Genomic DNA, 12,677 nt, shown 5'->3' with positions numbered 1-12,677 from the left:
CGTAATAGGATTAAGATAGCACACAAATATGGTAATTATTTTTGAATAAATTCACGCCCTATATCCCCACAATAATATAAATTTGCCTATCGTAAAAAAAGACAAATGAATTACTACATTGTTATCCCTGCTCATAACGAAGAAGCGCTTATTTCATTGACCTTGGACTCATTACTATCGCAAACGGTCTTACCTAAAAAAGTAGTGATTGTTAATGACAACTCCACTGATAAAACCGAAGAAATTGTTTTGGCCTACGCCAAAGAGCATCCGTTTATTAGCTTAGTAAACAAAACCTCATCTGCTATACATTTACCAGGAAGCAAAGTCATTCAGGCTTTTCACGAAGGTCAAAAACAGCTTGATGAACAATACGATATATTGGTAAAAATTGATGCCGACTTGATTTTTCCATCCAATTATTTTGAAACTATTATTACCCATTTCAAATCAGATGATCGCATCGGAATGGTAGGCGGATTTTGCTATATCGAAAAAAATGGCGAATGGGTTCTCGAAAACTTAACCGACAAAGACCATATTCGTGGCGCTTTGAAAGCCTATAGAAAAGAGACTTTTAAACAAATTGGAGGATTAAAACCAGCTATGGGTTGGGACACTGTAGACGAACTATTATGCAAATTTTACAACTGGAAAATAGTTACTGACCAATCATTACATGTAAAACACTTAAAACCCACAGGAGCCAACTACAACAAAACAGCACGTTACAAACAAGGCGAAGCTTTTTACACTTTAGGTTACGGATTATTAATCACATCTATTGCCTCTCTTAAATTGGCCATGCGTAAAGGAAAGCCATTGCTCTTTATCGACTACATCAAAGGTTTTCTAAAAGCCAAATCAGCCGAAACACCTTTATTGGTTACTAAAGAACAAGCCCTATTCATTCGCAATTATCGATTAAAAAAAATGAAAGAAAAACTGTTTGACCTTTTTTAGACATCTTTCAAATAAAATTATAGTATTTTTACTGAATACTATAAACTGAACACTGAATCCTAATAAAATGATGCTCATTCGATATTTATCTCAGATAGGGAAATACTTCTTAATGATCAAGGAAATATTCAACAAACAGACTAAATGGTCTGTTATGCGGAACCTTATTTTCAAAGAAATTGACGACTTAATCATCGGTTCATTGGGAATTGTGGCCTTTATTTCCTTCTTCGTTGGTGGAGTTGTTGCTATTCAAACAGCTTTGAACTTAACGAATCCTCTAATCCCAAAATACCTCATCGGATTTGCTACTCGACAATCGGTAATTTTAGAGTTTGCTCCTACATTTATCTCTGTGATTATGGCAGGAAAAATGGGCTCATTTATTACATCCAGTATTGGGACTATGCGCGTTACAGAACAAATTGATGCCTTAGAAGTAATGGGAGTCAATTCTTTAAACTACTTGGTTTTCCCCAAGATTATTGCCTTGCTTTTATATCCTTTCGTAATCGGCATTAGCATGTTTCTTGGCATTATGGGCGGATGGGTCGCTGGCGTTTATGGAGGTTTTACTTCTGCTGACGACTTTATTACAGGTGCCCAGATGGATTTTATTCCCTTCCACGTTACTTATGCCTTTATCAAAACCTTTATTTTTGCTATTTTACTCGCTACTATTCCGTCTTTTCATGGTTACTATATGAAAGGTGGCGCACTCGAAGTAGGGAAAGCCAGTACCGTTTCCTTTGTCTGGACTTCGGTTTGTATTATCTTATTCAATTATATTCTAACCCAATTATTACTTGGTTCATGATAGAAATAAAAAACATAGAAAAGTCATTTGGCGAAAATAAAATCCTAAAAGGGATTTCGACTGTTTTCGAAACTGGAAAGACAAATCTTATCATAGGACAAAGTGGCTCTGGAAAAACAGTTTTACTCAAAAGCCTTTTGGGAATTCACACGCCCGAATCTGGACAAATTATTTTTGATGGAAGAATCTATTCTGAACTAGAACCAGACGAAAAAAGGGATTTACGTACTGAAATCGGAATGGTTTTTCAAGGAAGTGCTTTATTTGATTCCATGACCGTTGCCGAAAATGTAGGCTTCCCGTTAAAGATGTTTACCCGTAATAACAGAGCTCAAATAAAAGAGCGCGTTGATTTTGTATTGGAAAGGGTAAACTTAACAGATGCTCATAAAAAACTACCTTCGGAAATCTCAGGAGGAATGCAAAAAAGGGTAGCTATTGCTAGAGCAATTGTTAATAATCCAAAATATCTTTTTTGTGACGAACCCAACTCTGGTTTAGACCCAAACACCTCCATTTTAATTGACAACCTCATCAAAGAAATTACAGAAGAATACAATATCACCACTGTAGTCAATACACACGATATGAACTCTGTAATGGAAATAGGGGACAATATTCTTTTTCTTAAAAACGGACTGAAAGAATGGCAGGGCAACAAAGACGAAATCTTTTATACCGATAACGAAGCCGTAACAGCATTTGTCTATTCTTCTAATTTGTTTAAAAAAGTAAGAGAAGCGCATTTGAAGGGGTAACTTTCAGGAGCAAAAAACCTGTTTTCAAGATTACCACTCCTCCCGCTCCCGACGCTTCGGGACTATCGGGATTATCGGGACTATATGACAACGAATCATTTCTATATCCAAAAAAGCACCGTTCGTAACTAACAACTGTGCTTTTTTTGCATTCGAGAACAGTAGAGAACCTTTTTATTATCCCAAAGATAACTTTATCAAGGCAATTAAAATACCAACCAGCCCCCCCACAACAGCGCCATTCAGCCGAATGTATTGTAAATCATTGCCTACTTTATCCTCAATTTGCTCTACTAATTCCTTGTTATCCAACTTAGCCAAACTATTTCGTACCATATTCCCGATTTCACTATGAAATTCAGACAGTAATTGTGAAACAGTATCTTTTATCCAGCGGTTTATTTTTTGTTGCATCTCAGCATCCTCTTCTAAGTTAGACAAAATGGAATTATATTTGGATTTGACATATTGCATTAAAGCGGTATCTTCATTTTCAAGTTGTTGTATTAAGGTTTGTTTAAAACCTACCAATAGATTTTGAATGACCTTTTCCGCATCAGCGTTTTCAGAAAAACCCCTGATAAAATTGTCAATCATTTTTTTACTTTCTTCCTCTCCTGAAGCCAATTTAAGAGCAAAGTCGAGTAGCCAAAGATCAAACTTGGAACGAATAGGATGTTCAGAATTCGCTTTGGCTTCCACAATAAATTCATTCGCCTTTTTTAGCAAATCCTCTGCCATTACCTCCAAATCAATTCCGCCTGTTTTTTTTGCTAGAAAAACGGCAAACTTCTTCATTATGCTTTTATCCCCGTATTCCGCAGCGGCATATTGTAATTTATCCAATAGCAAATTCTTCGTTTCTGGATTTTCAATTGCCTTTGCGCTGGCTTCAATCACCAATTCCCAAATCTGATGGTGGTCTCCGTTTTTAATGGATTTTTCCAACCATGCTCCCAAAGTGGTAGCCAAATCCAATTGTTCAACCTCATTTGTCAACAACTTTTTTAGACCTGAAGCCAATTTTGGATTGTCTAATTCAGTGATTAGCTTTAAAACTAATTTTTGTACGACAGCTATGGACTTTTTTTGAATTTCAGGCTTTTTAAGAAAATGGATGATTTTTTCAGACAGATTGATTTCACTAAGTTTATCCGAAATTACCTCAGCTGACAGCCATTTATTGGTCACCAAATCAACAATGCCATCGGTCAATTTGTTTCTATTTTTGGCGATGATATTCGTATGTTTCCGCACAAACGGAATCGGAATTTCCCGAAACAATGCGCTTACCGCAAACCAATCAGCAAAACCTCCAATAGTCGCCGCCTCAAAACCTGCTATAACGATTTTCCAAGATTGATGGTTTAGAATATCTGTTCGAACTAGTAGCTCGAAAAGCACCAATCCTGAAAAAGCTATTAGTAGTGATATGGAGCCTAGGTTGTTTTTCATGATATATTATAAAAGATTTTACTTGATTCACTAAAATACAATATTTAGATTTTATATTTCCAACCCTGATAAAAATTCCATCAATATCCCTGCAAGTTTATTTTAACATTAATAAATAGTTGTTACGATATTGCCTGAAAGGTTTAAAAACCGTAGGTATTAAAAAATAAAAATTGACACCTACAAGATCAAAAAAAGACCTTGCAGGAATAGAATACAGTAAATGCAAATAGAAAACTACAATCACTCTTTAGCCCCGGTTGAGGCGATATCCTCGTAATCCCGATCCCGAAACTTCGGGATGGATGAAGAGATAAAGCCGAAAACGGGAACCCAACTTGGCTGAAACAGCCTAATCTTTCGCTCCAAAATTTAAACCTGTATAATTTCTACCTCAGCGTTGGGGTTGAAAAGATAAGTCTTGCCAGAGTTGATTTCGATACATTCAAAACGTTTGGTGCGCACGGCCATTTTTTTGAATACTTTACCGTTTTTGATGCGAAAAACACTACCGTAAGGAATTTCGAAAACATAATTTTTGTCGTCATTTTGCTGGTCAAATTGTTTGAGTGCCAATGACAAAGTGGTATCCGTATCGCTACTAGCGGAGGGATTTCGGAAGTGTCGCGCTAAAAGCGGCAACAACTGATTGGGGAAAATTTCGGGACGAATATAAGGAACCATTAATTGTTGAAAGGTGTGTTTCCATTCGTTTCCGTGTGGTTTGATCTTGCGACCATATTTTTCAAAAGCCACCAAATGGGCAATTTCATGAATGAGGGTAATCAAAAATCGGTACTTATTCAAGCTTCCGTTAACGGTAATTTCGTGTTTACCGCTCATTCCTTTTCGGTAATCACCGTGGCGAGTGGCTCGTTCGTTGACGATTTTTAAGTGCACACCATGCGTTACAATCAATTCAAAAATCGGCTTGACTGCATGCTCTGGAAGATATTTCAATAGTGTATCTGACAAAATAATTTTGATTTATATTTTTATCCCTTTTGTCATAAAAACAGAATCGATAGATTGATTTCTCAAATGCATAAATGCAGTTCTTCTTTCATCTCTACCAAAATCTAAAAAATCTTTTTCAGACTCAAAAGAAAGAAAATGTATTTCGTAAGGTTGTTTATCCTCGTTCGAAACAAACGCTTCTGACGAAGGTCTTAACCTATAAATTAGTTTTCCATTGTAATCCTCTAGCAGGGGAAGGGCTAGTTCTTCAAACTCTTGAAAAACGGCTTCTTGTCCTTCTTTTACAAAAATAAACATAGTTAAATAAATCACGACCTTTTTTTAAATTATGGATTAGACGAAGATACTTGAATTACTTTACCGTTAAAATATTTATTCCCTGTTAAGGTAAAATCATAAATATAATTAGCCATTTCCTCTGCTGAAAGCGGTGCTTGATAGCCTGGAAAAGCCTCTGCCAACATTTCAGTCTGCACAGCTCCGAGAGCCAAAACATTGAATGAGATTCCTTGCGCTTTGTATTCTTCAGCAAGCAATTCTGAAAGCGTAATAACTGCTCCTTTACTCGAACTATAGGCAGCCAATCCTGCAAACTTCAAACTTCCTTGAATTCCACCCATCGAACTAATAGTCACTACATGACTTCCATTTTTCAGGTAAGGTAAACAAATTCGGGTCAGGTTAGCTACCGCAAAAACATTGATTTTGTAGATGGATTCAAAATCAGCTTGTGTGGTCTCTGCAAATGGTTTTAGAATCAAACCTCCCGCATTATGGATAATAGCATCTACATTTTTCCAAGTAGTTTTTACAAAATTGGATATTTTATCCAAATCATCTTCGGTCGATAAATTGACTGATAAACAGGTAATGTTTTGATGCTCGATTAAAATACGAGGTGTTTTTCTCGAAAGTGCTAAAACTTGATGCCCCGCGTTTGCAAATTGTAAGGCCAATTCATAACCAATACCACGACTGGTTCCTGTGATAATAATGTTCTTCATCCTGATATTTTTGCTAAATTAAAAAAAATCCATCAAACCTGAGATCTAATGGATTTTTTAATTTGAAATTAGCACTTGTAGTTGTTTGCTGAAAAAAAAAATAAAAAACAACCCTTACAGAATTACTTTTTAAAGAACTTTGTTTGAGTTTTTTTATTCCCAGTAGAAACTTCTAAGATATACAATCCCGGCACTAAATTTTCAACATTTATTTGACTTAAACTCGTTTGTTGTTGCTTAACTACCTTTCCTGTCATATCAGTAATAATAACTTTATCAACGCTGTCCAATACTGAAAAATCAAGGTTCAAGACTGAAGTTGCTGGATTTGGAAAGATTTTCAAACTAGATTCAGAAATTTCAGGGATTTCAGTTGACAAAACAATAGATTCATTATAATTATAAGTGGTTCTATTATTAATCACATAGCTGCTATTATTACTATTAAAATAATAGTTAGTTGCGGTAAGAAGTTTATTTACATGCGGAAAATCTTCAGTTAGATAATCAACCCCATTTTTATCTTTATAAGGATGAGCAAAATCATTCATAAGACTTGATCCGTCATAAGCATACTCCGTTTTATTCTTACTAGTAATGTTATTATATACGTATGTATTAATCTCAACGGTTCTATTACCTACAAGATCTAATTCATAATCAATTCTATCATTTTCTATCCAAAGATTATTAAAGTCATCCCAATTTGCGCCTCTACTATTTAAAATCTTATTATTTCCATTATAGGTATATATTGTTTTATAAGAGTTAATCCAACTTGAGTTTCTCCAGTCTTGAGAAGTTTCAGAGGCTACTCTACTATTGCCATTGTAATCAAAAGTCCCTTGGGATTCTAATCCCCATTGTAAGCCATCCCATTCATAAGACAAATAACTAGAAGGTAAATTGTTTCCCCCATAACTTATCTCAATTTTCCATTCATTGACCCAATTTGAATTATTCCAAATTTCCGCTATTTGACCTGAAAACTTACCATTTACATAGCTATAAGTATCTCTATAGGAATTCTCAAACATACTAGTTGTTGCATTCCATTCCTGTCCTAATTCTAAAATAACTTTGTTATTAGCATCATAAGTGTAGGTTGTTTTGTCTTGAATTTCCCACTGACCGTTTGACTTATTTAAATAGGTTTCGGAAATTAAATTATTGTTGCTATCATATTCATAATTGTGGCCCCAACTCTGTACCCAATTGGCACCATCATAATATTCATTAATACTAGACCTTAATTTGTTTTGTCCCTGAACGATAATCGATAAGACAATTAAAATAATAGTTGTGTAAAGTTTTTTCATAGCACATTGTTTAAATTATTACTCATTAGTCACTACAGTGTTGCAGTAGCTTGTTTTGTAGTAAAAATAAGTCTATTGTAATTCAAAAAAAATACCTACAAATAGGTATTTTTAGAGCAAATGTTTTTTATTATCAGTTAAAAAAACAGGAACAAAATTCAACATAACCGTATAAAAAATAACGGATTGCAAATACAACCTTTGTTATTTCATTCTTCTTATAATTTATTCTTTTGAAGTAAAAAAAATCCCCTACACACTTTCCGTGTTTGATAATCAGCGAAAACTATAATGAAAAAGAGGATCAAAATCGGAACTATATATTTAGCAAACAAACCTTTTATTATTAAATAATAGCCTGCAAAATATTTACACAAAAAATAACCATAATAACTAGTGCCATTTATAATGACACTTAAATGTTAGAATAAATTCATATGGAACCTTTTCTTAAAATCCTAAATGAATTTTATTCGAAAAGTACTTTTTAAACACTTTATAGGATTGAATAACTGCCATTACAACAAAGAATATTGGAAAAATAACTGGAATTAAGTAATCGGTTAAGAAGGTAATTTGTTTCGAAATTTTTTCTAGAAAATAAATAATAAACAACATCCCAAAAAATACTCCGACCATAGTTCCTCCTACATAATAAAAATTCAATTTTTTTTTGACCTTAATGTATTTTCCATTAATAAAATAGAGATTCCAAGCCAACCAAAAGGGAATTTGTAAAAAATTAAGACAGTTTAAGAACAACCCAACCCAAAACATATTCCACCCCCTATAGTTATATAAAAAGCCTCCTCCATGCGAAGAGTCTGTAGAATGATTGTAAAAAACCAAAGCAATGATTAGAAAAAAGAAGATTCCAAAAACCTCTATCCATTTCATTAGTTTTTTGTTTTTCACCAATTCATTTGCAAAAATCAAAGTATAATAGCAAACAACAGCTTCAATTACAATAATTCCTAAAATAAATAATGAAACTGCTTTCAGGCCTAAAGTTGTATATACTTCAAGTCCAACTATATTTAAAAAACCCAAAGGCAAAGAACCCAGAAAACTGACTGTAAAACCGACTGCAATATTTTTAAAAGTTTGCATGACTTAGAAATTTACAATTTTAGCAGATTGCTCAAAATGCAAACGCATTTCTTTCATACCGATTTTATGAGGCAAAAAAGGAATTCCGTTTTTGTTATTTATCCTGCTTATTTCATACATATAAGTAATATGCCTTGCTAATTCTTTCCATGCAAAAAACAAGGAATGCTTAGGGTCGTAAATATGCGTAGGTTCACTAGCAGCGCCATTGAGTTCCACAATAGAGAAATTTTCGCCTTGTTGTAAATCCTCTAATGACCGATACATCACATCTAATCTTCCAAAATAGAAACCTGGGATTTGAACGCAAACCGCATCAATTACTTGCTCTAATTCTGGGGTAACCCAGTGGCTTCCATCCACGAACTTTGCTCCTCGAGCATGATTCCCGTAAGGCACAAGATTTTGTTTTTCTCCCCTTGGCAAAACAGTTTCTAATTGATCTCCATATTCTTTTTTCAAAACTGAAAACTGCAGAGCGTAACGTGGATTTTTGAGAATTAATTGCGCTATACTAGACTTACCATCTCCCGTAATGATCAAGAATTCTTTGGAAACAATTCCTGTAATTTTACCTTTTGTTTGATTGGGATAACGTACATAAAAAATGCCCACTTCCTTTTCATACGGAATCAAATCTTGAATTAAAAAATCAAAATCAGCTTTCTGCCTGTATTGAAACAACGCATTGATGGAATCAATTTTTTTTACTGCCGAACCTCGCAACCCAATGTCTGGTTTGGCAATAAAGGGAAATTGTATCCCTGAGGTAAGTCTCAATTTTTCAATTTCTTCCCAAGAAAATCCTTTTTTAATCAATGCTGTTTGGGGATAGTAATCTTGTGGAATAAGATCATAAATTTCTTTTTTAGACTCCATAACAAAACCACCATTCTTCATCGTTGGATTGGAAGCACTAAAAAAGAACAAAGACTTTGATTTAAAAGCATAAAAAATCCACAAAAACGAAATCGGGATATAGACTACTTGATAAGGCCAATATTCCCAATGGGTTAATTTATGAAAAGAAAGCTGGATGCGGTTTTGTATTGTCAAAGCTAAGATTGTTTATTTCGTTTCAAATGAAATTTGAGACTCTTGTTCCTGAATCAAATCATAATGTTTCAAGGTCAATATATTTTCCTGCAGTATTGTTTGAGTAATACTCAAAGTCTTCAAAACCTCATTGCGATTAATCACTAATCCATTTTCCAGATTATCTGAATCTGTGTAACGGTGAAATTGGTACAATTCGTCTTCAGAAATTACTTCTTTTTTATCTAAAAAAACATGAAATAATTCGGATCTCTTTGTTCTTACTTCCAATGGATACAGGGTTGATGAAGCCCAAATGTGTTTTTTATTGGTATCTAAAAATAGTGTTTCCTTGTTTGTTTCGTCCCAACGCAATTGATAAAGCTTTTCTTCTTGGTACAAAACCAAAGTAAAAGGTTCGATGTTTTCTAAGTCTATTTGGTTCCAAAATTCAATTGGCGAACTGCTTCCTATAATTTCTAATACTATCACCCCTCTACTCTTTCGATATGGTGGTTGATGATGGTGTTTTTCGTCTGCTCCATTCAATAAAACCAAAATAGTTCCCTTTTCATCCACTACATACCAAGTACCACCTCCTTTTGGGTCCTTAGGATAAACAACCATTTTTTCATTGAGGATATATTGCTTAGGAGGTAAAGCATTCAATCGGATTACACTTTCATCACGATTGGAAGTTACAATCACTTTATCTCCTGTTTTTACAAAACTTACTGTGCACATTGTTTTCTATATTCAATTGTTGATCTAGCTACTCCAAAATTTTCATTCAATTGAATGGTACAATTCTGAATGACTCCTACTTTAATCAAAGCTTGATGATGAATACAATGCTCTAGATTATACAATAATTCACGATTGTAATTGGTTTCAATTGAAAGCTCCGATCCATCAATTACTTGCTGCAAATGCATTACTTTATCCGTTTTGTCTACATTTTGAATAATCTGATTAATTTTCCCAATAGCACAATTAGTATCTGTTTGTATTTTATAATCTCGGGCTCTTTGATCATAATTCACTTTCCCAGATTCATAGTTATTTTGCAAACATTGAAACATCTCAATAATATGTCTGGTATGTTCTCCAATACTGGAATTACTTAATGTAGCACAAGTTTTTGTATATTCTTCATTTGACAATTCGAGCAACAAATCAACTAATTCTACTAAACTATTTTTTACAGATTGTACAAGCATATTGAGGTTTGTTTATTAAATATTTATTCTAATGAATCTATATAGTCTTTCCAAAAGCAAAAAACTGACAGTTTTCAAGAAAAAAATCCTAGTTAAACGCATTATCGTTCTAAGTTTTAATGTTGCGCAATTTTCTTCCAATTTTTATCGGCTTTAAACTTTAATTGAGTTTCGTTCTTATTCCAATCTTTTAAAGTATTATTAAAAAATACATTATAAAACAAATACAAATTGCCATTTACAATTTTGAAAGTTTTTGGATTTACAGATACTTTTTCTCCAGTTTCTCCCATCGCATAAGCACACCAACCGCCGTATGCTGGTTCGTACTTTGATGGTTTTTTTAAGAACATTTCCTTATTCTCAGCAGATGAAAAATAATATTTCACTCCCTCATAATTGACGCTAAATTCGCTTTTCCCTTTTACTGCTTTCGATTGGACAAAATAAGCCACTGGGTCATAACCTTGAATCCCAACAGATTCCTCAATATTAAAAGTTGCCTTTCTATTCGATTCATTTTGTGCAAATGAAAAACTGCCAATCAAAATCAGTGAATACAGTAGGAAGAGGTTTTTCATTACATTTATTTTAGTTAGAAATTATCATTTCGCATATTCTTACTTACGTAAAAAAATCATCCTTAGTTTTCTATTAATCCAAATAAAAAATCTTCCTATTCGAAAAACTGTCTTTAGTTAGAATCCAATTCTTTTCATTCTTATGCAATTAGTGTTCTCGAAATCACAATTTTTTGAATCTCAGAAGTCCCTTCATAAATCTGAGTAATTTTAGCGTCGCGCATCATTCGCTCTACATGATATTCGGATACATATCCATTCCCACCATGAATTTGAACCGCTTCAATCGTTGTGTCCATAGCGGTTTGGGAAGCAAATAATTTGGCCATCGCACCAGATTGGGTAATATCTTGCCCAGCATCTTTTTCGGTTGCTGCTTTGTAACATAGCATTTTGGCTGCCATAATTTGAGTCGCCATATCGGTTAATTTAAAAGCAATCGCTTGATGTTTGAAGATTTCTTTCCCAAAAGCTTTTCGCTCCTGCGAATATTTTAAAGCTAATTCATAAGCACCAGTCGCAATTCCTAATGCTTGTGCCGCAATACCAATACGACCTCCATTCAAAACCTCCATAGCAAACTGAAATCCAAAACCATCTGAACCTATCCTATTTTCTTTAGGAACTTTAACATCATTAAATAAAAGCGAATGGGTATCGGAACCTCTAATCCCCATTTTCTTTTCTTTTGGACCAATATCAAAACCTGCCCAACCTTTTTCAACAATAAAAGCATTGATTCCTTTGTGTCCTTTTTCAACATCTGTTTGAGCCATGACCAAATAAGTAGAAGCAGTTGAACCGTTAGTAATCCAGTTTTTGGTACCGTTCAACAAATAATAATCACCTTTATCAATAGCGGTTGTTTTCTGCGAAGTAGCATCTGATCCCGCTTCCGGTTCAGACAAACAAAAAGCCCCCAAAACTTCCCCTTTTGCCAATGGCACTAAATACTTTTGTTTTTGCTCCTCATTGCAATATTTTTCCATTCCAGCACAAACCAAAGAATTATTGACAGACATTATAACTGCTGCAGAAGCGTCCACTTTTGCCAATTCAACCAAAGCCAACACATAGGACAAATTGTCTAATCCTGCCCCACCATATTCTGGAGCCACAACCATTCCTAAAAAACCCAGTTCGGCCAATTTCTTGACTTGTGCTGTTGGAAATTTCGAATGTTCGTCTCTCTCAATAACTCCCGGCAGCAATTCGGTTTGAGCAAAATCTCTGGCTGCTTGTTGAATCATCAACTGTTCTTCTGATAAATTGAAATCCATATATGTATAATTAATAGTTGAAATGATGGTTTTTAAGTAAAATCCCAAAAACCCAAATAGAATTATTATTTTTACCCGACAGAAAATTAACCTATTTATTTAACTTAAACAATTATGCATGCATAATATTTTAATTTTCTAAAAAAACCACTTGTAA

14 protein-coding genes are annotated in these 12,677 nt (G+C 34.0%); 3 read left to right on the top strand and 11 right to left on the bottom strand.

The features are described from left to right. Nucleotides 1–105: 105 nt before the first annotated feature. The 3 genes from ACNH59_RS08180 (at nt 106) to ACNH59_RS08170 (ending at nt 2,538) form a co-directional block, all read left to right on the top strand. A complete protein-coding gene (locus ACNH59_RS08180; RefSeq protein ID WP_418262060.1) occupies nt 106–963 on the top strand; it encodes a glycosyltransferase in 858 nt (285 codons plus the stop codon). 67 nt (nt 964–1,030) lie between these two features. Then, nucleotides 1,031–1,780 carry an MlaE family ABC transporter permease gene (locus tag ACNH59_RS08175; RefSeq protein WP_418262059.1) on the top strand — a complete coding sequence of 250 codons (750 nt, stop codon included), beginning with the start codon at nt 1,031–1,033 and terminating at the stop codon, nt 1,778–1,780. Further along, on the top strand, nt 1,777–2,538 hold the full coding sequence (locus ACNH59_RS08170; RefSeq protein ID WP_418262058.1) for an ABC transporter ATP-binding protein: 762 nt from the start codon (nt 1,777–1,779) through the stop codon (nt 2,536–2,538). Before ACNH59_RS08175 ends, ACNH59_RS08170 begins: the two co-directional genes overlap by 4 nt. 177 nt (nt 2,539–2,715) lie before the next feature. Here the strand turns inward: ACNH59_RS08170 and ACNH59_RS08165 are convergent, their stop codons facing one another. From ACNH59_RS08165 to ACNH59_RS08115, 11 genes are all read right to left on the bottom strand, one after another. Further along, a complete protein-coding gene (locus tag ACNH59_RS08165) occupies nt 2,716–3,993 on the bottom strand; it encodes a DUF445 domain-containing protein (protein ID WP_418262057.1) in 1,278 nt (425 codons plus the stop codon). Nucleotides 3,994–4,365: 372 nt separating this feature from the next. Next, on the bottom strand, nt 4,366–4,968 hold the full coding sequence (locus ACNH59_RS08160; RefSeq protein WP_418262056.1) for a SprT-like domain-containing protein: 603 nt from the start codon (nt 4,966–4,968) through the stop codon (nt 4,366–4,368). Between the two features lie 12 nt (nt 4,969–4,980). Then, on the bottom strand, nt 4,981–5,268 hold the full coding sequence (locus ACNH59_RS08155; RefSeq protein WP_418262055.1) for a hypothetical protein: 288 nt from the start codon (nt 5,266–5,268) through the stop codon (nt 4,981–4,983). A gap of 29 nt (nt 5,269–5,297) precedes the next feature. Further along, the gene (locus tag ACNH59_RS08150) at nt 5,298–5,975 is read right to left on the bottom strand and encodes an SDR family NAD(P)-dependent oxidoreductase (protein WP_418262054.1); all 678 of its coding nucleotides are present in this window, start codon (nt 5,973–5,975) and stop codon (nt 5,298–5,300) included. A 122-nt stretch (nt 5,976–6,097) separates the two neighbouring features. Next, the gene (locus ACNH59_RS08145; RefSeq protein WP_418262053.1) at nt 6,098–7,294 is read right to left on the bottom strand and encodes a T9SS type A sorting domain-containing protein; all 1,197 of its coding nucleotides are present in this window, start codon (nt 7,292–7,294) and stop codon (nt 6,098–6,100) included. 450 nt (nt 7,295–7,744) lie between these two features. Further along, nucleotides 7,745–8,404: a hypothetical protein gene (locus tag ACNH59_RS08140; protein ID WP_418262052.1), complete on the bottom strand. Its 660-nt coding sequence runs from the start codon at nt 8,402–8,404 to the stop codon at nt 7,745–7,747. 3 nt (nt 8,405–8,407) lie between these two features. Next, nucleotides 8,408–9,460 carry a D-alanine--D-alanine ligase gene (locus ACNH59_RS08135; RefSeq protein ID WP_418262051.1) on the bottom strand — a complete coding sequence of 351 codons (1,053 nt, stop codon included), beginning with the start codon at nt 9,458–9,460 and terminating at the stop codon, nt 8,408–8,410. A gap of 12 nt (nt 9,461–9,472) precedes the next feature. Next, on the bottom strand, nt 9,473–10,183 hold the full coding sequence (locus ACNH59_RS08130; protein ID WP_418262050.1) for an NRDE family protein: 711 nt from the start codon (nt 10,181–10,183) through the stop codon (nt 9,473–9,475). Next, the gene (locus ACNH59_RS08125) at nt 10,171–10,659 is read right to left on the bottom strand and encodes a DinB family protein (RefSeq protein WP_418262049.1); all 489 of its coding nucleotides are present in this window, start codon (nt 10,657–10,659) and stop codon (nt 10,171–10,173) included. Before ACNH59_RS08125 ends, ACNH59_RS08130 begins: the two co-directional genes overlap by 13 nt. A gap of 116 nt (nt 10,660–10,775) precedes the next feature. Then, complete coding sequence (locus ACNH59_RS08120; RefSeq protein WP_418262048.1) at nt 10,776–11,240, bottom strand: YHS domain-containing (seleno)protein; 465 nt, start codon at nt 11,238–11,240, stop codon at nt 10,776–10,778. Nucleotides 11,241–11,380: 140 nt separating this feature from the next. Continuing rightward, nucleotides 11,381–12,520 (bottom strand): acyl-CoA dehydrogenase family protein, encoded by a 1,140-nt coding sequence (locus ACNH59_RS08115; protein WP_418262047.1) that lies wholly within the window; start codon nt 12,518–12,520, stop codon nt 11,381–11,383. Nucleotides 12,521–12,677 lie beyond the last annotated feature (157 nt).

This window comes from Flavobacterium faecale (assembly GCF_048320115.1).
Taxonomy (GTDB): Bacteria; Bacteroidota; Bacteroidia; order Flavobacteriales; family Flavobacteriaceae; genus Flavobacterium; species Flavobacterium faecale_A.
The sequence above is the reverse complement of the archived record's forward strand: the minus strand, read 5'-3'. Positions and strand labels throughout refer to the sequence as shown.

Excerpts from the sequence above, each read along its gene's own strand:
- ACNH59_RS08180 (WP_418262060.1), top strand. The coding sequence starts at position 106 with ATGAATTACTACATTGTTATCCCTGCTCATAACGAAGAAGCGCTTATT.
- ACNH59_RS08175 (WP_418262059.1), top strand. The coding sequence starts at position 1,031 with ATGATGCTCATTCGATATTTATCTCAGATAGGGAAATACTTCTTAATG.
- ACNH59_RS08170 (WP_418262058.1), top strand. The coding sequence starts at position 1,777 with ATGATAGAAATAAAAAACATAGAAAAGTCATTTGGCGAAAATAAAATC.
- ACNH59_RS08165 (WP_418262057.1), bottom strand. The coding sequence starts at position 3,993 with ATGAAAAACAACCTAGGCTCCATATCACTACTAATAGCTTTTTCAGGA.
- ACNH59_RS08155 (WP_418262055.1), bottom strand. The coding sequence starts at position 5,268 with ATGTTTATTTTTGTAAAAGAAGGACAAGAAGCCGTTTTTCAAGAGTTT.
- ACNH59_RS08150 (WP_418262054.1), bottom strand. The coding sequence starts at position 5,975 with ATGAAGAACATTATTATCACAGGAACCAGTCGTGGTATTGGTTATGAA.
- ACNH59_RS08145 (WP_418262053.1), bottom strand. The coding sequence starts at position 7,294 with ATGAAAAAACTTTACACAACTATTATTTTAATTGTCTTATCGATTATC.
- ACNH59_RS08140 (WP_418262052.1), bottom strand. The coding sequence starts at position 8,404 with ATGCAAACTTTTAAAAATATTGCAGTCGGTTTTACAGTCAGTTTTCTG.
- ACNH59_RS08130 (WP_418262050.1), bottom strand. The coding sequence starts at position 10,183 with ATGTGCACAGTAAGTTTTGTAAAAACAGGAGATAAAGTGATTGTAACT.
- ACNH59_RS08125 (WP_418262049.1), bottom strand. The coding sequence starts at position 10,659 with ATGCTTGTACAATCTGTAAAAAATAGTTTAGTAGAATTAGTTGATTTG.
- ACNH59_RS08120 (WP_418262048.1), bottom strand. The coding sequence starts at position 11,240 with ATGAAAAACCTCTTCCTACTGTATTCACTGATTTTGATTGGCAGTTTT.
- ACNH59_RS08115 (WP_418262047.1), bottom strand. The coding sequence starts at position 12,520 with ATGGATTTCAATTTATCAGAAGAACAGTTGATGATTCAACAAGCAGCC.